General features: G+C 56.0%; 14 protein-coding genes and 1 pseudogene. 11 read left to right on the top strand and 4 right to left on the bottom strand.

The window, feature by feature from the left end:
* Window positions 1-176 precede the first annotated feature (176 nt).
* The 7 genes from ACYQ0R_RS08800 (at window position 177) to tnpC (ending at window position 12,200) form a co-directional block, all read left to right on the top strand.
* Complete coding sequence (locus tag ACYQ0R_RS08800; protein WP_459822549.1) at window positions 177-3,554, top strand: EVE domain-containing protein; 3,378 nt, start codon at window positions 177-179, stop codon at window positions 3,552-3,554.
* Window positions 3,544-4,902: a hypothetical protein gene (locus tag ACYQ0R_RS08805; RefSeq protein WP_459822552.1), complete on the top strand. Its 1,359-nt coding sequence runs from the start codon at window positions 3,544-3,546 to the stop codon at window positions 4,900-4,902. The genes ACYQ0R_RS08800 and ACYQ0R_RS08805 overlap by 11 nt, the downstream gene beginning before the upstream one ends.
* A gap of 220 nt (window positions 4,903-5,122) precedes the next feature.
* Complete coding sequence (locus ACYQ0R_RS08810; protein ID WP_459822554.1) at window positions 5,123-6,601, top strand: ATPase domain-containing protein; 1,479 nt, start codon at window positions 5,123-5,125, stop codon at window positions 6,599-6,601.
* A gap of 50 nt (window positions 6,602-6,651) precedes the next feature.
* A complete protein-coding gene (locus tag ACYQ0R_RS08815; RefSeq protein ID WP_459822557.1) occupies window positions 6,652-8,193 on the top strand; it encodes an ATP-binding protein in 1,542 nt (513 codons plus the stop codon).
* A complete protein-coding gene (locus ACYQ0R_RS08820; protein ID WP_459822559.1) occupies window positions 8,190-10,019 on the top strand; it encodes a PAS domain-containing protein in 1,830 nt (609 codons plus the stop codon). Before ACYQ0R_RS08815 ends, ACYQ0R_RS08820 begins: the two co-directional genes overlap by 4 nt.
* Window positions 10,020-10,148: 129 nt before the next feature.
* The gene (locus tag ACYQ0R_RS08825) at window positions 10,149-10,640 is read left to right on the top strand and encodes a hypothetical protein (protein ID WP_459822561.1); all 492 of its coding nucleotides are present in this window, start codon (window positions 10,149-10,151) and stop codon (window positions 10,638-10,640) included.
* A gap of 105 nt (window positions 10,641-10,745) precedes the next feature.
* On the top strand, window positions 10,746-12,200 hold the full coding sequence (tnpC, locus tag ACYQ0R_RS08830; protein WP_459820641.1) for an IS66 family transposase: 1,455 nt from the start codon (window positions 10,746-10,748) through the stop codon (window positions 12,198-12,200).
* A 54-nt stretch (window positions 12,201-12,254) separates the two neighbouring features.
* Here tnpC and ACYQ0R_RS08835 read toward each other — a convergent pair.
* From ACYQ0R_RS08835 to ACYQ0R_RS08850, 4 genes and pseudogenes are all read right to left on the bottom strand, one after another.
* Window positions 12,255-12,788: pseudogene (locus tag ACYQ0R_RS08835) on the bottom strand (DUF1156 domain-containing protein); the annotation flags it as partial.
* 60 nt (window positions 12,789-12,848) lie between these two features.
* Window positions 12,849-14,177: a restriction endonuclease FokI C-terminal domain-containing protein gene (locus ACYQ0R_RS08840; protein ID WP_459822564.1), complete on the bottom strand. Its 1,329-nt coding sequence runs from the start codon at window positions 14,175-14,177 to the stop codon at window positions 12,849-12,851.
* A gap of 80 nt (window positions 14,178-14,257) precedes the next feature.
* Window positions 14,258-14,452 (bottom strand): hypothetical protein, encoded by a 195-nt coding sequence (locus ACYQ0R_RS08845; RefSeq protein WP_459822567.1) that lies wholly within the window; start codon window positions 14,450-14,452, stop codon window positions 14,258-14,260.
* A gap of 33 nt (window positions 14,453-14,485) precedes the next feature.
* Window positions 14,486-14,719 carry a hypothetical protein gene (locus ACYQ0R_RS08850; RefSeq protein WP_459822570.1) on the bottom strand — a complete coding sequence of 78 codons (234 nt, stop codon included), beginning with the start codon at window positions 14,717-14,719 and terminating at the stop codon, window positions 14,486-14,488.
* Between the two features lie 159 nt (window positions 14,720-14,878).
* On the opposite strand from ACYQ0R_RS08850, the gene ACYQ0R_RS08855 reads away from it, so the two are divergent.
* The 4 genes from ACYQ0R_RS08855 (at window position 14,879) to ACYQ0R_RS08870 (ending at window position 19,985) form a co-directional block, all read left to right on the top strand.
* The gene (locus tag ACYQ0R_RS08855) at window positions 14,879-15,559 is read left to right on the top strand and encodes a helix-turn-helix domain-containing protein (protein WP_459825724.1); all 681 of its coding nucleotides are present in this window, start codon (window positions 14,879-14,881) and stop codon (window positions 15,557-15,559) included.
* Window positions 15,556-16,245, top strand: coding sequence for a hypothetical protein (locus ACYQ0R_RS08860; RefSeq protein ID WP_459822573.1), 690 nt, complete (start codon window positions 15,556-15,558; stop codon window positions 16,243-16,245). The genes ACYQ0R_RS08855 and ACYQ0R_RS08860 overlap by 4 nt, the downstream gene beginning before the upstream one ends.
* A 90-nt stretch (window positions 16,246-16,335) precedes the next feature.
* Window positions 16,336-19,596 (top strand): DUF499 family protein, encoded by a 3,261-nt coding sequence (locus tag ACYQ0R_RS08865; RefSeq protein WP_459822575.1) that lies wholly within the window; start codon window positions 16,336-16,338, stop codon window positions 19,594-19,596.
* Entirely contained in the window at window positions 19,596-19,985 is a 390-nt protein-coding gene (locus ACYQ0R_RS08870; protein ID WP_459822577.1) for a DUF8076 family protein, read from the top strand. The genes ACYQ0R_RS08865 and ACYQ0R_RS08870 overlap by 1 nt, the downstream gene beginning before the upstream one ends.
* Window positions 19,986-20,099 lie beyond the last annotated feature (114 nt).

Genomic DNA, 20,099 nt, shown 5'->3' on the forward strand with positions numbered 1-20,099 from the left:
AAACGTGTTCATTTAATGGTTTGTATCACGAGTTGTCGGATTCAACCCCGGGGTCAAGCCCCGGGGCATTCTCCTCGCATTCTGTAAACTGGATCGGGACATCGTGTTGCAGCGACTGCTCTTGACGTGTGTTCACCGGCACGCATTTATGAGCTCCACGTGTCGGTGTGTGAATAATGAGCGAACCTGACTCGTCGCTTGATCTTGACGCTCTCGTACAGGAGTACGTCGCCCGAGAGGATTGGGAACAGGACAAAGCACACGTCAGGAACACATCTGAGACCGTACAGACACTTGTACGTGCGATCGTTGACACCGGCAAGATAGATGAGTATGCGATGCGGACAGTGTACAATCTGTGTCAGAATGACAACGCGCTGAGTCCGGGAATGAAGAAAGAGCGGATCGACGATCTTGAGATCGATCCGGCTGCGAAGACCGAAATCAAGAATCGCATCGATGAGGGGACAGGTATCGTTGGGAAAGGGACGTACTCGGTGCCAATCGAAGGCTATGAAGAGGAGACCTATGAGTTTCTGGCCGCTGTCATCGATGCCGATGATAAAGAAACCATTGACGATGCGATCGAGGAATTTGCTGCGTTAGATATTGATCGAGTTCAGGCCGGTATCGTCTCTGCGATCCTGTATTTTCTCCATCCCACAAAATACCCTATCAGTAACGACCGATCACGAACTGGAATGGAGACATACTTCGACTATGCGATGTCCGGACAGTTGGACCAGTACGTCGAAGATACCGAGAAATTCCGGACGGTGCGAGATTCCTACCCGTTCGAAGAGGATTTCCGCCACCTAGATAGCTTCTTCAATTGGATTGAACGGCAGGATCTCGTAAATCAAGACGGCACCGAATCGGACTCTCCACGACCAACTGATGAGCTGGATGAGTACTGGAGTGAAATCAAATACCGACAGGAATTTGCACAGACGTTCCTCGACGACCCATCTCGTGGACGTTTTGCCGAATGGCTTGATACGTTACCTTGGTTCGTAAGCCGGTATGCAGATCGGAAGGCAGACCGAATATTCGAGGATCTGACGGCAGACGAAGTTGCAGACACGTTCGAAGAGGCGGTCACGTCCGGGACACTGGAACCTGTATTAGAGCTGCCTGGATTCGGGATGGCAGCCGCGACTGAAGCACTCGCAGCTATCGACCCAGAAACATTTGCTGTTCTGAACGATCGAGCAGTAGAAACGCTCACTGCGCTGAATTACGACCCACCGAATTCCAATACGACCTCTATAAGCCGTTACAACGACTTCATTAATATCGTTGAGGAGTTGTTCGAAGCACACGACGTTCGATCCCATCTCAGCGCTGTACCGCAGTGGGCAACAGATTTCCAAGTAGCAAACTACGCCTTCCACAAGCACAAAGACGGTGAGATTGACCTTGCTGATCGGCTTGGTATCGAGACAGCACAGCCGGTAGAACCTGACTCGGGCGAACCGGCTGAAACTGAGAGTACACCAGGTGTCGATGTTGACGACGCCGCGTTTTACTGGGTGAACCAGAACCGCGAGGTCGAATTCAACGATGAATTTCTCCGTTCACAGGATACGAAGTGGCAGCGCGACCTGACGGTCCTCGAAACAGGCGATATTGTATTCCACTACACTAACCAAGCAATCCGTGCGTACTCTGTCGTCACGACCGAAGCACGACTCACCGAAATGGAAGGCGGCGAGTATTATCGGGTTGATGTCGATACAACCAGTCTTGACGAACCGCTCCCACTACCGGAAATTCGAGAGGAACTACAGAAGCCCGAGGTGCGAAAAGAACAAGAGCGGTATCCACTTGACAAGAACGGGAACGTTATTCAAGCGTATCTTTGCCACCTCACGCCCGAAGCAGGCCGGTACCTGCTTGAGACAGCCGGTATCAACACGTCTGAGTTGTTAGTATCGCCAGCCGAGGCGACGAACTACTTCTGGCTGACTGCGAATCCGTCTATCTGGTCCGTTGACGACATTGTCGATGGTGGCGATGTGTTCTATTCTGCGTATAACGATGAAGGGAACAAGAAACGCCTTTTCGAAGCCTTCAGATCAGCCGCACCTGGTGACCGGGCTCTCTTCTACGAATCAACCCCGGTCAAAAAGATCGTCGCGGAAGGAACCATAACTGAAGTAATCCCGCCGGAACGCAATCACGAAAATAGCGCAACGACAGCCGAGCAGACGGACACAGTCACGACTGCCCAAGACAGCACGTCCGATGCTGGTGTTCGGATCCGATTCGATCGGCACGTTGACGGCATCAAGTGGGAAGACCTGAAGGCGATTCCAGAACTCGAAGACGCAGCACCGATTGCAAACCGCGCACGGGGCAGCCTGTTCCCACTCTCTAAAGACGAGTACGAAACCATCCTCGCGTTAGAAGAGCCGGCAGTAGACGGCGTCAGTCAAGAGGCACTCAACCGATTTGAACAGAAACTCACCCCACCGCAGATCGAGGCGCAAATCCCAGAGACGCTCTACTTCGAAGACGACGCCCGGTTGCGACGCGAAATCGAAGCCTCGCTCCGCTCCGGCAAACACATTATTTTCACCGGGCCGCCAGGAACTGGGAAAACCAAACTCGCCAAAGCGGTCTGTGACGGAGCGACAATACATGATCAAGTCGATGGATACCGATTCACGACGGCTACCTCAGAATGGACTGCCTTCGACACGATCGGTGGGTACGTCCCGTCCACGAGCGATGGCGGCCAGGAGCTCCTGTTTGAACCACGATTGTTCCTGAAGTGCTTCCGTCAGGATCGGATCGTCAACGAGTGGCTCATCATCGACGAAATCAACCGGTCGGACATCGACAAAGCGTTCGGTCAGTTGTTCTCGGTGCTATCCGGTGACTCGACGGAACTTCCATACGAACGCGAACGCACCGTCGAACTGCTCTCCGTGACCGGACAAGAAAGCGAGGGCAAACTCTCAGAGATCATTGCGAACCCGGACGCGTTCCCCGTGACGCCGTCGTGGCGTCTCATCGCCACGATGAACACGTACGACAAAACTTCGCTGTACGAGATGTCCTATGCGTTTATGCGTCGGTTCAATTTCATCCACGTCGGCGTCCCACCACTGACAACCGACGACGGCGCAGTCCGCACCTCGCTTCTGGACCCGGATGGTGACGACAATTATTCGGCCGCATGGCTCGCCGATAACCCCGGACTTCGTCCTGTGCTTGAGAGGTCATATCCGGCTATCGCGGTTCTGTGGCAGCGTATCAACGAACACCGCGTGATCGGTCCATCAATCGTCTACGACATCATTCGATACCTCGACTCGTACGAGCACGCCGGCGGAACACAGCGAGATGCGCTCTCATCTGCGGTCGTCTCACTTGTGTACCCCCAACTCGAAGGGATGCGCCCCGAGGATCAAAAACGACTGATCCGGTCGCTCACTGGTACGGGGATAGATACTGAAGACGGGGAAATTGACCTCGATTTGGACGGGGAACGGTTGAAAACGAAAGCTGCGGACTTCTTCGGGATCAGTTTCGACGATGACGCGTAGCCTGACTGCCGACGAACTCGTCGACGCCACCACCGAAGAACTCGCTACGTATCTTCGAAGCGGTGCGATCAACACACGTGCACTAACGGAATCACTCGATTACGAAGGCCTCGACATCGACGACTGGGATCGGATCAAACGCATTCATTTCTGTCTGAACGCAGACGTTCACGAGTTCATCAACAAACTCCCTGAACGTGTCCGCCGGATCAAAACCGAAAATCAACGCGAGCACGTCACTACCCAAGGTGAGGTCCGAGGCTCCATCAATTGGAGTGGGACACTGCGGACGTGGTCAGAGAGTGGCTACGCTGATCGAAGTCGCTTCGTCTGCGATACACCATATACTGAGTACGATATTGCGGAAAACCGAGTGCTGAAACGCCTACTCTGGCACATCCACCGTACCGTTACGACTGATCTCCGTGGTGTCGAGTATGACTGGCGTCGCCAGTACTGGACTGATGACCAGATCGACCGCTTTGACCGACTCTACAAGCAGAACGTCCACCTGAACCGGATCGCTGCCGGGCAACAAATCCCCGTGACCGACCAAGATCTCACGGCTGCCCGCCGCTCCCGCCTTGACCTATACACGGAAGCCTACGAACTCCTCGATCGGTACCAGCGATTACTATCGGATCGATTCGATCCGGACATCACCAAGCTCCTGACCGAGACGCTCATCATCCCAGCATCCACGCCAACGTTATTCGAACTCTTCTGCATCTTTCGCACTCTCCGGTATCTCAACGACGAAAATTCCGGCGTCCAACTGCACCCAATCGCTGGTGAAAGCGCTGCTCTGGCCCAACTCGAAACCGACAATCGACGCATCGAAGTCTACCACGATCAGAACGGCGCGATCGACTTCCACGAAACCCTTGACCCGGACGTTGTACCCACACACCCGACGTTCAAACGTTACCAGGACGCGCTCGTCGACTATACTGATGCACTCCGTGGGCTGACTGGGAGCGATCAAGATCCCGTTCTGTACCGAGGGCGTCCCGACATCGTCATCGAAATCTACGACACGAGCACCTCGGACGCCGAACTCGTCTCCGTCCTTATCGGCGAGGTCAAATTCTCATCCGCAGCTCAAACCTTCCGGCAAGGATTAGAAGAGCTGGCTACCTACCGACGATTTGCACATTACGACGGCTATATTGTTGACGACCCAGACGTTCCGATCACCAGTCTACTCATAACCAACGGTTATTCGACAGCAGGTATCGCTGACGACATCACTCACCTGAACGGTGGCGACCTACGCACCGAAGATGTCGAAGTACTCCGGTCATTCGCTACTGATCTACTCGCGTCAACTGCCACGATTGGGTCGTAACATGTCTCTCTCGATCGAGAGCCTAGTAAATAATCAGTGGCTCTTGCCTAACTGAGCGAAACAACGATCAAATAAGCGATATTGTTACTGACTGGCGTGCAAGATGGAGCGCGCGTATCTCACATCGACACTCAGTGATTGTGAACGCGTACTCGCGCTAGAACAAACGGATACGTTCTCCACAAAGAAGATACTTGTAGACTAAGAATAAAACCAGATTATGTCAGTTGAACGGATATCAACGGGCGTTAGTGGTTTGGATGAGGTTCTGGACGGTGGTCTCATTCGGGGCCGAAATGTTCTCGTCCGTGGGTCGCCGGGTTCGGGGAAGACAATCTTCGGATTACACTTCCTTTCGGCAGGGATAGATGCCGAAGAGACCGCTTTGTACATTAATATGGGTGAGCCGCAGGCGTACGTCGAAGAAACAGCCGACGCGTTCGGTCTCAATACTGAGCAGATACAATTTCATAACCTCTCGCCGACCCAAGAGCAGTTCTCAGAGCGCAACTCCTACAGCGTCTTCGAATCAGCTGAAGTCGAACAGCCGGCGTTTATTGAAGATCTACGCGACGAAGTCGACAAAATCCAACCAGATCGTGTGTTGCTTGACCCGATCACAGAGTTTCGATATCTTACCAGCGATGAACGGCAATTCCGCTCCGGTGTTCTTGGCCTCCTCGACTATCTCAAAGAGGTTGGCGCGACGGTGATGCTCACTTCGCAGGCTGGCGGTTCAATCACGGACGACGATATTCAGTTCCTCGTCGACGCTGTCATCTCACTTGACGTGACTCCCGAAAGCAGGGCAGTCAACGTCTCCAAGTTCCGAGGGTCGTCGTTCCGACGTGGAAATCATTCCTATGATATTACTGACGAGGGATTGACGGTCTGGCCGACACTCGTTCCCGGCGAACAGGAGCGAGAGGTCGAATCGGGCACACTCTCTTCGGGTGTGGCGGAACTTGACGATCTGCTCCACGGTGGCTTAGATCAGGGAACCGTAACGATACTCAGCGGTCCGACTGGCGTCGGCAAGACCACGACCGGTCTCCAGTTTCTCATCCAAGCGGCTCTTGAGGGCAAACAGAGCATTCTATTCCAATTTGAAGAGGCAGAGCGGACCATCCGCAAACGAGCCGACGCGATCGGCCTCCCGCTACAGGATGCGCTGGACAGCGGACAGCTCTCCATCGTCGAAATCGATCCGGAAGAGTATACGGTCGGCGAATTTGAGGATCTCGTCCGCGAGGCGGTCACCGACGGTACCGAAGTGGTGATGATCGATGGCTCACAAGGGTTTCAGGAGAATCTCCGTGGGCTTGACAACACGACGGGTGCGTTGTTGCGGATCGGCCGATTCTTGCGGGCCGCTGGCGTCTCCACGATCCTCGTCAATGAGGTTCACAATATCACTGGAGACTTCCATGCGACCGAAGAGCGGACGAGCAATCTCGCGGACAACATCATGTTCTTGCGTCACGTTGAGTATCGCGGGAAGGTGCGGAAGGTTATCGGGACGCTGAAGATGCGGACGAGCGACTTCGAACGTAGCCTCCGGGAACTCGAAATTACGGCGGACGGGATCCGTGTCGGAGAGCCTCTTCCGCAGCTTCGGGGTATTCTCACCGGGACGCCGGAGTGGAACGATACGGATACTGCCAGCAAACACGACGTTGACAACGACGAACAGACGTAACTGTCGCACGAAATGAGAGAACAGTCATAGGAGTCGCCGATCCGAACATCATGCCCACGAACGAACAGCATACGAATCGAGAAGCAGTCGACGAATCCACGCGCGTGCTCACTTTGGTCACTGACCCGGGAAATCAGCGTGTCCTTGAAGAGTGGCTCACCGCACACGATCAGTACACACTTGTCGAAACTACGAATATTGCTGAGGCTACATTCGATTGCTGTCTACTCGACAGAAAGCAGTTGGACGAACACCGGTCGGAACTTCTGAAGCGTAAAGAAGACGAACAGATCATTCTCCCGTATCTCTTGTTAGTTCCGGAGTCGAAACACCAAGAGATTTACACTCGTCTCCAGAACGAACATCCGGTACTGTGGGATGCGATTGACGGATTGATCGACATGCCACTCACAGAACATCGACTTAGTGAACAGCTAGAGACATTTCTCCGCCTTCGAGATCAGTCGATTGTCGCATACAATCAGCGCGCACAACTCCGACAGATCCGGGATCAACACGCCGGTCACGGGGTGTTAATTGCCGATACAGACGGCACAATTGAGTACGTTAATGAAGGATTTGAATCTCAGTCAGGCTATACGAGCGAGGAAGTTGTCGGTAACACCCCGCGCATTCTCAAATCAGGTGAACACGATGAGGCGTTCTATGAGGAGTTGTGGAACACCATCACAGCGGGTGACGTCTGGGACGGTACAGTCATCAACAGTCGAAAAGATGGGGATCGGTATGTTATCGAACAGACGATCGCTCCGGTAGAAGGCCCTGATGGAGAGATTACGCAGTTCATCGCCGTCAACCACGAAATTACTGAGCTGAGAGAGCTAGAAGAGAGTCTCCGCCAGCAACGCGAGCAACTCGAGGTGTTGAACCGAGTTCTCCGACACGACATCCGGAACGATATGAACGTTGTTGTCGCGTGGGGCGAAATGCTTGAAGATGAGGTAACGCCAACTGGACAGGAGAAACTCGACAGGATTCTCCGGGCGGGGCGACACGTCGTCGAACTCACGAATGTCGCCCGAGACCTCTCAGAAATCATTCACGGTGACGGGACACCGGACCTCAAGCCAATCCCGCTTCGACAGATCCTCAGTGAGGAACTTGAAAAGCGTCGAGAGACGTTCGCAAATGCCGAGATTACGATGGCAGATCCACCCGATCGAGGTACACACGTGCTGGCGAACGAGTTGCTCTCGTCGGTGTTTCGGAACCTCGTCAACAACGCCGTCCAGCACAACCATACAGCTCAACCGAAGGTGATGATTACTGTTGAGGAAGCTGACGAGTCAGTCCGCATCAGAGTGGCTGATAACGGACCGGGAATTTCAGACGATGTGAAAGAGAGTCTGTTCCGGGAGGGTGAGAAAGGGCTTGAAAGCGGGGGAACCGGAATGGGTCTATTTCTCGTCGACAGTCTTGTTGAGAGTTACGGCGGGAATGTCTGGATCGAGGACAGAGTGGAGAGCGAATTGTTCGATAATCCTGACGAAGCGGATCCAGCCGGCGCAGTTTTTATTGTCGAGTTACGGACGACGGCGAAACAGGACAAAATCGATGGAGGACGTGAATGAACGACGCGTACCCTACGGACGATTCACCCGATGATGGCGCTGGGCAGGCAGCCTTGTTCCCATTACTCTCTGGAGAGGGGAATCAACGGTTGGTGGTTGAGTGGATCCAAGCTCATGACCGCTATACGCTGGTCGATCCGGACCAGCCGGTCGAAACGGCGACGTTCGACTGCTGTATCCTCGACGGGGAGATGCTACAGACACACGCTGAGACGCTTCGAGCCCGAAAACGCAAGGCGAAGCCGGCTCTGCTGCCGTGTCTTCTGCTCATACCGGAGGCAGACCTTTCACTCATTGAAACTGACAGCGGAGAGATTGCTGACAGCGTCGTGTTCGAAACCGCCGACGAGGTGGTCTCGATGCCGATTAAAAAGGCTGAATTAGAGTGGCGGACACAGGCGCTCGTCAGGCTGCGAACCCAGTCGCAGCGCCTCAAAGAACGGACGGAGACGCTGGAACTGTTCAAGCAGGCCGTCGAAGCCTCCGGTCACGCGATCTGGATATCCGACACGGACGGAACGATCAACTACGTCAATTCGGCGTTCGAATCGGTCACGGGCTACAGCCGAGACGAGGCTGTCGGCGAATCACCGAATCTTCTCAACTCCGGAGAGATGGACGACGACTTCTACAGCGACCTCTGGGAGACGATTACCGCTGGTGACACGTGGCACGAGGAGATTACCAACCAACGCAGCGACGGCTCGCAATACGTCGCCGATCAGACGATCGCACCCATCGTCGAAGACGGGGAGCCGAGAGCGTTCGTCGCCGTCCAGACCGATATTACCGAACGCAAAGAACTCGAAGGTCGGCTCTCGTTGTACCGCGATATCATCGAACGGCTTGAGGATCCGATCATGATCCAGACCTGTGAGGGGGAGTTTCGGCTGGTTAATGACGCGCTGTGTTCGTTCGCCGGGCTGTCGAGAGATGAACTGCTCGGCGACGGCGAATACGCGTTTATGGATGAAGAAACTGCCACGACGATCGCCCGACAGAAACAGCGCGTGATCGAGACGGAACAGCCGGTCGAATACAGCGTTGAGCCGACGTTCAAGCACAGCGACAGAGAGGCGATCTTCTATACGAGTCGGTACCCCTACTACGAGGACGGAGAGCTCGCGGGGACGCTGGCGATCTGCCGGAACGTGACTGATCTCGAAGAACGGACCCGACAGCTCCACGTACTTGATAACATCCTGCGGCACAATATCCGCAACGAGCTGAACGTGATCCATGGTCGAGGCGAGCAGCTTCAAAGGAATCTTGAGGGCGAACACAAAGCCGCTGCCGGCACCATTGTTGACCGGGCCGAAACTCTGTTGACGACGAGTGAGAAGTCGCGGGAGATTACGACTGTTCTCAGTGATTCATACGGGCCAACCTCTGTAGATATCGGGCAGGTGGTTCGGGTTCTTGCCAAAGAGACGGCAGACGACTGGCCCAACGCAGATGTCGACGTTACAGGCCCGACACAGCTCGTCGTCTCTGCCGCCGAATCGATTACTGCCGCAATTGAAGAGCTGTTGACCAATGCTGTGATCCACAACGACAGCAAAAACCCCCGTGTGCGTGTCAACCTCGCTGTCGAGGGATCATGGGGCACTCTTAGCGTGCGGGACAACGGTCCGGGTATCCCAGAATTTGACAGAGATGTCCTCGAATCGGGAGGGGCTATCGAGACACTCTCACACGGTAGTGGACTGGGATTGTGGCTGGTCTACTGGACAGTAAACCATTCTGGAGGGAAGATCAACGTCGATGAGCGTGAGCCACGCGGCACTGAGATTACAATCTGGTTTCCGCTGGAAACTGGTGGGTAGCAGGTTTGTAGATTAATGACTCTGTTGAAATCCTCAACCGGTGATATGTTCTCAGCGTTCTGCTGAATACAGGGCGCATATTTTGCACTCAGGCGGCACCTTTTTGTAGATCAATTTATATGTAGCGACATGGCAAGCAGACGCCAGTTCTCACTAGGAGTTGCCACCGCAGGTACGGTCGTAATTGCAGGATGTAGTGCTATATCATCAGGTGGGCCTAGTGGCCCGGAAGACGCGGTTGAGACATTTTTTACAGCCGCAGTGGATGGCGATGCAGATACTCAAAATGAGATTTTACATCCGGAAGCAGGCGCATACCCACTTGAAGAAAATGAATTTAGGGTTCCAGAAGAATTCGTTATTGAGATAAATCAGGGGTCAACGAGGGAAGTCGCTGAATTGAGAATTGAACAAGGCGGTGAATCAGTAGACGATGTGGATGAGAGAGAAATCGAGGCAGAAGTTGAGAGACTTGAACAAAGGCGTGAGGGGCAAATAGAGGAAATGGGTGCAGAGGATTACGCTTGGGTTTTCTTGACAATGGAAGATGATGACGGACGTGACGTAGCAGTTATCGAGGCCGTTCAAGACGACGGTGATTGGTATATGCTGTTTGAATAATTCATACTGATATACTCATGCTAACCTTGGAGTAGTTGGATAGCAGTTCCATGTCGAGACGATTTCGTAGCAGTCTCATAGATCGTTCACTACTGCTGAATTACTGTGTCGCTGGGGAGTCGCGGATCAACGGAATCGACAGATTCCGTGATCCGCACCGACGACAGTTCGCTACTCCGCCAGCAGCTCGTAGTCAAGAAGCTTGAGAACCGGCTGCTGCGACGCCAGATTACTGCACAACAACAGAAGATCGAACAGCTTGAGGCTCGCCTCAAGCAGTACGAAAATCCAAACACACCACCCAGTAGACAGGGTGGTGCGGCTAATTCACCAGGCGATGACGACCAAACCGAGGACGAAGACCAAGAACCTGATGAAGACGACGCTGGCGGCGACTCTGACGCCGCCAGCGACTCATCGCCTGGACGCAGCGAAGGTCACGAGGGAACAACTCGAACAGCACCTGAACCAGAAGAGACGATCCTCGTTGATCAGGGATTCTGTCCAGACTGTGAGCAAATCCTCTCTAGCCCTGATAGCTACGTTTCACGGACTATTATTGACGTACCGCTTCCTGTTCCAACCACTGTTACCGAGTACAAGCTCGGCAAACACCACTGTTCTTGTGGTAACGAGGTTGTTGCTGAGCATCCTGACTGTCCCGAAAAGGGGCGGTTTGGGCCAAATATCATGGCCCAAACCGCTCTCGGTCGGTTCCATCAACGACTGCCGAACCGGAAACAGGCCGAGCTGTTTGACTGGGACTTCGACCTTCCGATCTCTCACCGGACGATCTACAACTTGACTAAGCGGGTCGCAGCCGGTCTGCGACCCGCTTACGAGGATGTCAAAGAGAAGATTCGGGAGAGTGAGGTCGTCTACTGCGATGAAACAGGCTTTCCGGTCGATGGAGAACAACACTGGGCGTGGACGTTCGTCACTGATGACGAAGTGCTGTTTTGGGTTGATGAAAGCCGAGGAAGTGGAGTCTTAGAAGACGTCCTCGGCGAGGAATTCGCCGAGGACTCGACGCTCAGTTGTGACGGCTGGTCGGCGTATTCGAGTTATCACACGAAACTGCAGCGGTGCTGGGCGCACCTGTTGCGGGAGGCTGAGTACGTCGCTGAACGGTACGAGGAAGCAGAGCGGCTGTCTGAAGAGTTGCACGCACTCCACGACGATCTAACGACGTTCGTCGAAGGAGATCCGTCCGCTTCCGCCCGCGAGCAGAAGCGGGCGGAAGCATCCTTACACCTGGAGGGCCTGGTGAGGGAAGGTTACGAGGCCCAAGAGGTTCAGCAGCTGATCAAGAAGATCAGCAATGGCTTGGGTCACTGGCTGACGTTCGTGACCGAACGGGGTGTTGATTCAACGAATAATCGCGCAGAGCGGGCTCTGCGCGAGCAAGTAGTCCTTCGGAAGATGTTTCGGACCCTGCGTTCGGCAGAAGGGGTCCAGATTCACGAGACAATAACAACGATGTTGGCGACGTGGAAACGACGAGGACTTGATCCACCTGAACAGCTCCAGTCAATTCTGGGTGGGAGAGAACTTCGGTAAGGACGAGAGGCATCACTGAGCGGTGTATCTTTGTCTTGCTATCCAACTACCTATCTGAAATCCCTCCTCCAATTCTTCTAAAGAGGCCTCACCAGCCTCCATCTGCTTTTTGGTTACAAACCATGCCACTGGATTAAGATCGTAGCCCACCGTTTCAGCACCAAATCTGGATGATTCCACCAAAGAGGTTCCACCACCCATAAACGGATCCAAAACCCGCTTGTTTTCAATTTTCACATCTTTGGGGTAAAGTTCCCACAGACTTTCTGGGTCTGATAGGTCGACATCATCGAGTAATTTTTCTATTTTATCAAGACCCCCACCATAGTCCATTAGACTTCCATTTTTTCCGGGATCATGAACTGACACCTTCTCAGGGTCATCTAATAACGAATATAGCGTGATTGTTCGGAAAACACATCCCAGTCTTCTGGCCCACCATTTATGCATGGTATAAATTGGCCGGTACCATTGCTTGGCGCGGCCTTCCTTTTGGGCAATCTCATTAACACGTTCAATAGGAAATCCCTGTTCAATAGGTAGCGTTTTTCGTCCACCCTTCTCGGATTCCCCCGTCTCTTGAGACATTGATTGTCCCTTACCTTCTTCGGGAGGGTTGTATATGTTTCTGGTCTGGGAGTCGCCGATTTACGACACGGAGAACCCGCTATCGTCCTGCCGCCATTCAGGAACGATGTTCTCCAGCTCTTCGGACTGGATCTCCCCGGGTCGGTTGCCGAACACCCACTCGACGTCGTCGAGGTTGAGGTACGGCTCCTCCAGCCGCATCCGAAGCAGCTCCTGCAGTACGTCGGCCTTCAACAGGACGATGTTGTCGATGTCGGTGTTCGTTCGCAGATCCCGCAGCGTCGACTCCTCCGTGTCCCGGAACGAACTCGACACGATGGCGAAGTAGATGTGCTGTTTCCCCTGATCGCGGAGCCGGCGCGTGTGCGTCTCGATGTACTCCCGTATCGTCCGGTCGTCACGCCCGATCCGGTAGCCATCCTGTCGCTTCTTGGCGTCGTAGATGACCGCGTAGTCGTTCCGCGCCGCGACCGCGATCCCGTCCGGATTGCGTCCCGATCCCTGTCCCAACACCTCCGTGTCGAACCCGAGCATCCCGAACAGGACGGCACACTTCCGCTCGAAGACGTTCGCCAGATCCGTGTCGACCGGCGCGTACCGATTCACGGCCTCGTCCGTGCCGGCCGCGACCGCGTCCAGATCGGCGACGACCGGCGGAAGATACGGCTTGTCGACGTTGACGAACGCCTCCCTGCCATCACTCCCGCCGCTGTCTTCCTCCACTTCGACCTCGGTTTCGTCCCACTCCTCGTGCCAGTAGATCGCGTTCGCCACGTCGCGATACTCGACTGGCGACTCCAGCCACGCCGACGCGTCCTCGCGCAGCTCGTCCAGCGTCTCGACGAAGCTCTCGTACCGCGCGCCGTACGGGGCGTCCGTATTGAGAAGCCCTTCGTCGCCGAGGTACTGCTCCGACGTCGGGTAGAAGATCGGCCACTCGGTGGGCCGTTGGATGTGCCAGAAGTAGCTGAGAAAGAAGATCGTCGATTTCGGGAACGGATCGGAGTCGATATCGTTGTCCTTCAACCGCTGCGTGTACTCGGCGAACAAATCGATCTGCTCCCGCGCCTCGTCGAGGTCGTTGGGCGGGTGAATGGCCTCACGCAGTTCGTCGCCGAAGTCCCCCTCGTCCGGAGCGGCGTTGAACAGCTTGTTGAAGTGCATCTGGCCGATGAAGCCGTCGAACCCCCAGAGCTGGTTTCGCTTGTTGAGACCGTCGATCCGGCTCTTGAACTCGACGACGTCTACCTCACCGGTTTGGAAATCCTCGACGAGTGGCCGTAGCTTCTCCTCGGCAACTTCGTCTCGCTTCCGATTGTGGTCGGTGTAGTACGCCTGTGCTTCCTCGCTGTCGGCGAACTCCTCGAAGATCTCGTCCGGCGTGGCCATATTCGGATGAAGAGACACTCCGACATCCGTTAAATGTTGACGTGTTTAGAGATGCGGTTAGACGGAGAGCTACGAACTGATCAACTCCCCATCGATGGAAGGAGGAGAACAGCGAAGACCAGCAATACGCCAAGGACGAGGATCGGTGCGATGATTCCAGTGTTCCCCGATGCAGCTTCTTCGAGACCCACCTGAATCGCATCGACGAATGTCAATCCAAGCACGAATATCGTGACCGCCGTGCCGAGTGTGAGGAGAGCGAAAGCTCGCTTCATACGTGGTATCTGTGTGAGCGAGACACTTGTCCATTACCACCCGGATATGTCGCTGTAACGTGAGTACACGAACGACAACACGATCACGGCGACGATGAGACGTGGGGACGGAGTTACGATAGATCGGACGATGGCCTCGAACGTGGCTACCATCTGTATCGTTGACTCCTCGCCTATCCGGCTGATCATCCATAGGAGCGGCCCGGCTGCCAGAAAAATGCCGACCACTCCTGCCAGTTCATCCGCTTCCTCCACGGATACGGTCATTTGTTTGGATCACGGCCGTGAACCGCAAAAGTGTTTAGCAGAGAACTAACGCGTCATCTGGAAACCTCAGTTTTCCATCGAGCACCTCTCCGGGAGAACCGTTTTATATTGCTATCTCGATAGAGATAACCAAGAAACGAGATGTCGATGACCGAACTCATGGATCCGACCGCGGCAAAGATCGTCTTGGCAGCGCAGAGAGGCGACTCAATCAACAGGATCGCGGAGAAGATCGGCGTCTCGTACTCGTGGGTGTACGACTGGATCGAGCGATTAGAGAAGCAGAATATCATCTCGAATACAGATAACGGAATACAGATCGTCGATCACGAGATGCGACAGCAGTACGCCGAGATGATGGCCGCGTTGTATCGGCGTGACACCATCACACAGGAGGACGGATACGTCATCCCGCACTTTGCCGGGATGGAGTTCGCCTACACCGAGATCGACGCCGCATACGTCTGGACGCACGGCGGATTCCAGATCGCGCGCACTCACGACGACTACCCCATCTTCATCCACGTCCACGATCGGGACATTGAGCGGTGGATCGCGTTCTTCCAGCGGTTCGGCGTCGAGACGACGATCAACGACCGGCCCGACGCCAGCGAGATCGATGGAGACGTCCACTACGTCTTGTACCCCGTGACCGGCGGCATCGATGCGGAATGGGTGGATGGCCATCCAGTAATTCCGTTGGACGACGCCGTCACACGGATGATGGAAACGCGTTCGGCATACGAACCCGCGTTGGAGATCATCGCTAACGAGTACGATGTCGATGTCGACGCATCACACCACTCGCCAGCGACCGAAGAGGGATCGGTACACGAATGAGCCTCCCGGAGCGACAATCGGAACTCGTCGAGACGCACCGAGCGATACTGGATGCGGGACTTCCCTACGTCCTCGTCGGAGGATGGGCCGTCTCCGCGTTCCAGACCCGATTCACGACGGACATCGATGCGGTGATTCCGTCCACTTCGTTGGACGAATACGACTCGCTTCTCGGCGAACTCGGATACGAGAAGCAGTTCGAGAGGGATGTTCCGAACGAGTACGAGGGGCGGATGATCCAATACGAGAAACCGATCGGAGAACACGCGGTGAAGTTCGAAGCACTCGTCGACGCCCTCGGCTGTCGGCAGACAGAAGCGGAGTGGTCGTATCGCTACATCCACGAACACAGCAGCGTCGCGTCGCTTGACGTTGCCGAGGATCTCGACGGGCGAATCCCCGAGCCGGCACTCCTGTTCGCGATGAAACTCCACAGCGGACGGAGAGCCGACACCCGTGATCTCGTCGTCATCGGTTCGCGTGCGGACTTCGACCGCATCGAGCGACACATCCATCGCGGTGATGCAGAGAAGCTCGAGAGACAGATCGAGATGGTACTTGATCGCCTCCAACAGGACGGATTCGAGGACTCGTTCAAGGGCGTGTTCCAACAACAGGAGTTGCCTGCCGATGCGATCGCCGATCTCGTGACGTTCCTCTCCGAACAGCGAGAACTGCTTCAGTGAGATCCGCTTGCCGGCTCATGAAACGGCGCGAGTCGGACAGCCGTTGACCACAGTACTTAAGCGATTTACAAACGCTCATCAAGGTAACAGATGGCCAGCGCGGATTCCCTCTCACGAACGATCGCGGACACGGTCACGATAAGCCGTGAACTCCGCGAGGAAGGCGAGATAGACGGCCAAGTCAAACTCTACAACGTCGAGGACGACGACGAATTCGAGGCCGACGCGTCCACCTTCTTCGATCGCACTCTGATGACGCAGGGGCTTCGTGAAGGCTTCGTCGACCTTCGCGACACGCTTCGCGGCGACGCCAACTACGGTACCCACATCCTCTACGGGCCGTACGGCAGCGGGAAGTCCCACCAGATGGTAGCGATGTACCACTGCTTCTCTTCGCCCGACGCCGCCGGCGACTTCGGCGACCGCCACGTCGACGGTTTCAGCGACGCGCTCCCCGAAGACGACGACTCCGAAGCCGTGACCGTCTCGCTCCAACAACGCCAGCCCGACTACCTTTGGGAGCCGTTCTTCGACGTCCTCGATTACGAACCGTCCGAGAGCGACATCGACCCGTACCCGGACATGGAGACGATTCAGGAAGCGGTCGACGGGCGCACGGTCGCCTACCTGATGGACGAACTCGAGGACTGGTTCGAGCCGCTCAGCGGCGATCGCAAGAAGCGCAACCGCGGCTTCCTGCAGGCGTTCCTCGAAACCGCCGACCTCGACGACAGCGATGTGTTCGCCATCGTCTCCGTCCTTCGGAAAGGCTCGGAGGTTCACGACATCCTCGACCGGGAGAACGCCTCCGAAGTCAACATGAGCAGCAAGGTGAGCAAAACGGACGTCATCCGCCACCGCCTGATCGACGACATCGACGAGAGCGCGGTCGACGAGATCGTCGAGGGATACGTGGAAGCGTACGCGGACAACGACCATGTCCCCGACTCCGACGTCCCGAGTGACCTCTCACGAGAGATGCGCGAGTCGTACCCGTTCCATCCCGTGCTCACGGATGCGCTCGAAACCCGGTACTACGCCGACGAGGGGAACCAGAACACCCGGGGGATGATCTACCTCTTCTCGAAGATCCTCACGACCGCAGCTGATCCGGAAGCCGATCCCGACGACGAGACGCCCAAACTGATCGAACAGACCGACCTCGTCACGCACGGCGACATCGACGCCGTTCTCTTTTCCGATGAACTTTCCCGGATCAACTTCGACCGCCCCAACGTCTGTATCGAGGACATCCGGAACCGCGTCGACCCGGACTCGATCCCCTACGGACGTCGCATCCTGAACACGATCCTCCTCTACAGTCTGAAGCCGGACGAAGGCGAAGGGGCCGGGAAAGCCGAGATCGTGATGGGCACGTACGAGACCGGAGACCTCGTTTCCGACGTCGTCCTCAACCTCGAACAGCTCTACGGCGTCGCGTGGTACCTCCACAAGCTCAACGGCAAGTACGCGATTCGCGACCGTCAGAACCCGAACGCGCTCATCCAGAACAAGGCCAGCGACGTCGACGAGGAACTCGCCCTCGAGGAGATTGCCGACATCGTGCAATCGGTGTTCGGGAACAACGCGTATCCGGTCGGGTTCACCGACGGCGACCTCAAAAACGTCCCGGACAGCCGCGACATCAAGGTCGTCGTCAAGGCCGACGACTGGACGCAGGCGGATATCGAGACAGTGATCAAAAACGCCGACGGAAGTCCCGGTCGCGAATGGCGGAACACGCTCGTCTTCGTCCAGCCGAGCGGGGACAAGGTGATCGAGTCGGGAACCGGATTCATCGAGAAGGCTCGCTACATCGAAGGCGCGACGCGTGTCCTCAAGGACGAGTCGCTGGACGCGGAGATCCGTGATTCGGTCGAGCGCCAGCGAGAGGACGAACGGCGGGAACTCCGCGACCGGGTCGAACTCGCCTACGGCGAGGTCATCGACGGAGACGACCTCCTCAACGAGTTCGATCTGGCGGCCGAGATGGATCTCGACGTGTTCGTCTCAGCCGGCGACCCGCTCAACGGCGGTGACATCGCGGCCAGCGTGGCCGCGGAAGGGATCGATCTTCAACGCCATGTCTGGGAAATCGTCGACGACCTCCTCGACCGGCGTGGTGAGGCGAGCATCGAGGACGTCTACGAGCAGTTCCTCCGCCAGCCCACGTACCCGATTCCCGGCAGCGCCGGTGACGTCGTCGATGCGGTCGTCGCGGTGCTGGAGGACAAGCCCGTCATCACCCACGGGTCGAACGGTTTTTCTGATTCCTTGGCTGGTAGTTCCCTCGACACGATCCTTCTCCGCGAGGAAAAGGTTGACCGGTGGACGACCGAGGACGTAAAAGAGGAACTACAGCGACGCTTCGGAACCGGCGAAACCGCCATCGACATTGGTGACTTCGAACTCGACCTGCTCGAGGATCGGAGTATCTGGATCGAGGGAGACGCCCACGACGCGGTGATGACCGCTGCCGGCCAGCTCGCTCAGCAGGATCGATACGTCCTCTACAGCGGATCGAAGATCGTCTCCAAGGCACAATCCGACGCAACGATTCGCGACGTCTCCGGTGCGGAACGGATCGGCGCACCGGAGATCCGCGAGCGCATCCGGACGGTCATCGAAACGAGCGGGAAGGCGCACACGAGCCGTATCCTCGACGAGGTTCGCAGAGATGACGACATCTTCCTTCCGGAAGGTGAGACCGAGCCGGCGTTTAGCGAGGCGGTGACCGACTTCCTCGTCGAAGACTACGTTATCGACGTAGGTGGCGAGTTCACGCCGTCGCTTGGTGACCGTGATCCGCTGAACGTGGTCATCCGTCCGACCGTCTCGGACGATGTCGGGGAGGAGATTCTCGAGTTCATCAGTGGTTTGGGCATCGGTGACGAGTTCACCGTTGGCAACATCGCGGATCGGTTCGACGCGAGCGTGACCGAGGATGCCGTGGAGACGTTCACCCTCGGAAACCTCGGGCGGGAGACTGAGCCGGTGTACGTCATCAGCTCCGACGGATCGGAGGATCCGGATCGGTGGTCGCGTGGCTATCCGTTCCGGATCCCCGGCGAAGAGGGGTGGCGCTTCCAGTTCGATGGAGACGACGTCGCAGACCTTCGACGGAAATGGCGAGAAGAGGAGGAGTCCGGCGAGGTGTCCTACGGGGAGGTTCGATTCACACTAACTGGGCGCGTCGGGATTCCCGGGCCGCTGCAGGGGACGGCGAACGTATCGGAGACGATGACGAAGCTCACGTTGGAGCCGGGCGAGGATTTCACCGACGTACGTGACCTCCTTGAGCGGATGCCCGACGAGGCGAGCAGCATCTACGTGGAGATCAACTTCGAATAATGCCTGAACCCGGCAAACTCCCCGGTCGATACAACATCGTCGTCGCTGACGAGTATGAGCTGTTCGACCATCGGCTTCCCGTAGCTGAGTACATCGAGCTCCTCGCTGATGGAGACGACGTCCCTGATGAACTCTGTGTCGTGGGTCTTGACGACGCCTTTGAGGACGATGAAACGGTGCGTGCGCTGTCGCGAGCGATGGATCAGCGAGCCAACAGTCTGGAAAGCCGGAACCCACTTCCGACGATCCAGTTCGCCGTCGACGGTTCGTTCCAGCGCCGAAAGCGGGACTTCGAACTGAAGGCGGAAGACGAACTGTATCGATTGAGCCGCGTGTTCGGGGCGCAGATCGAACGGCAGCGACGGGGGTGGTTGCTCGCGCCGTTTTGACTAGCCGACTTATTGAACACTATCATCTGAACCTCTCAATAGATGGTGTGTGAAGAAACCTTATCCCTGAGTCCACCATCCTGAGTGAATACGTCTGGTAACAACAGAGACCGA

The sequence above is a fragment of the Halorubrum luteum genome, assembly GCF_054652935.1.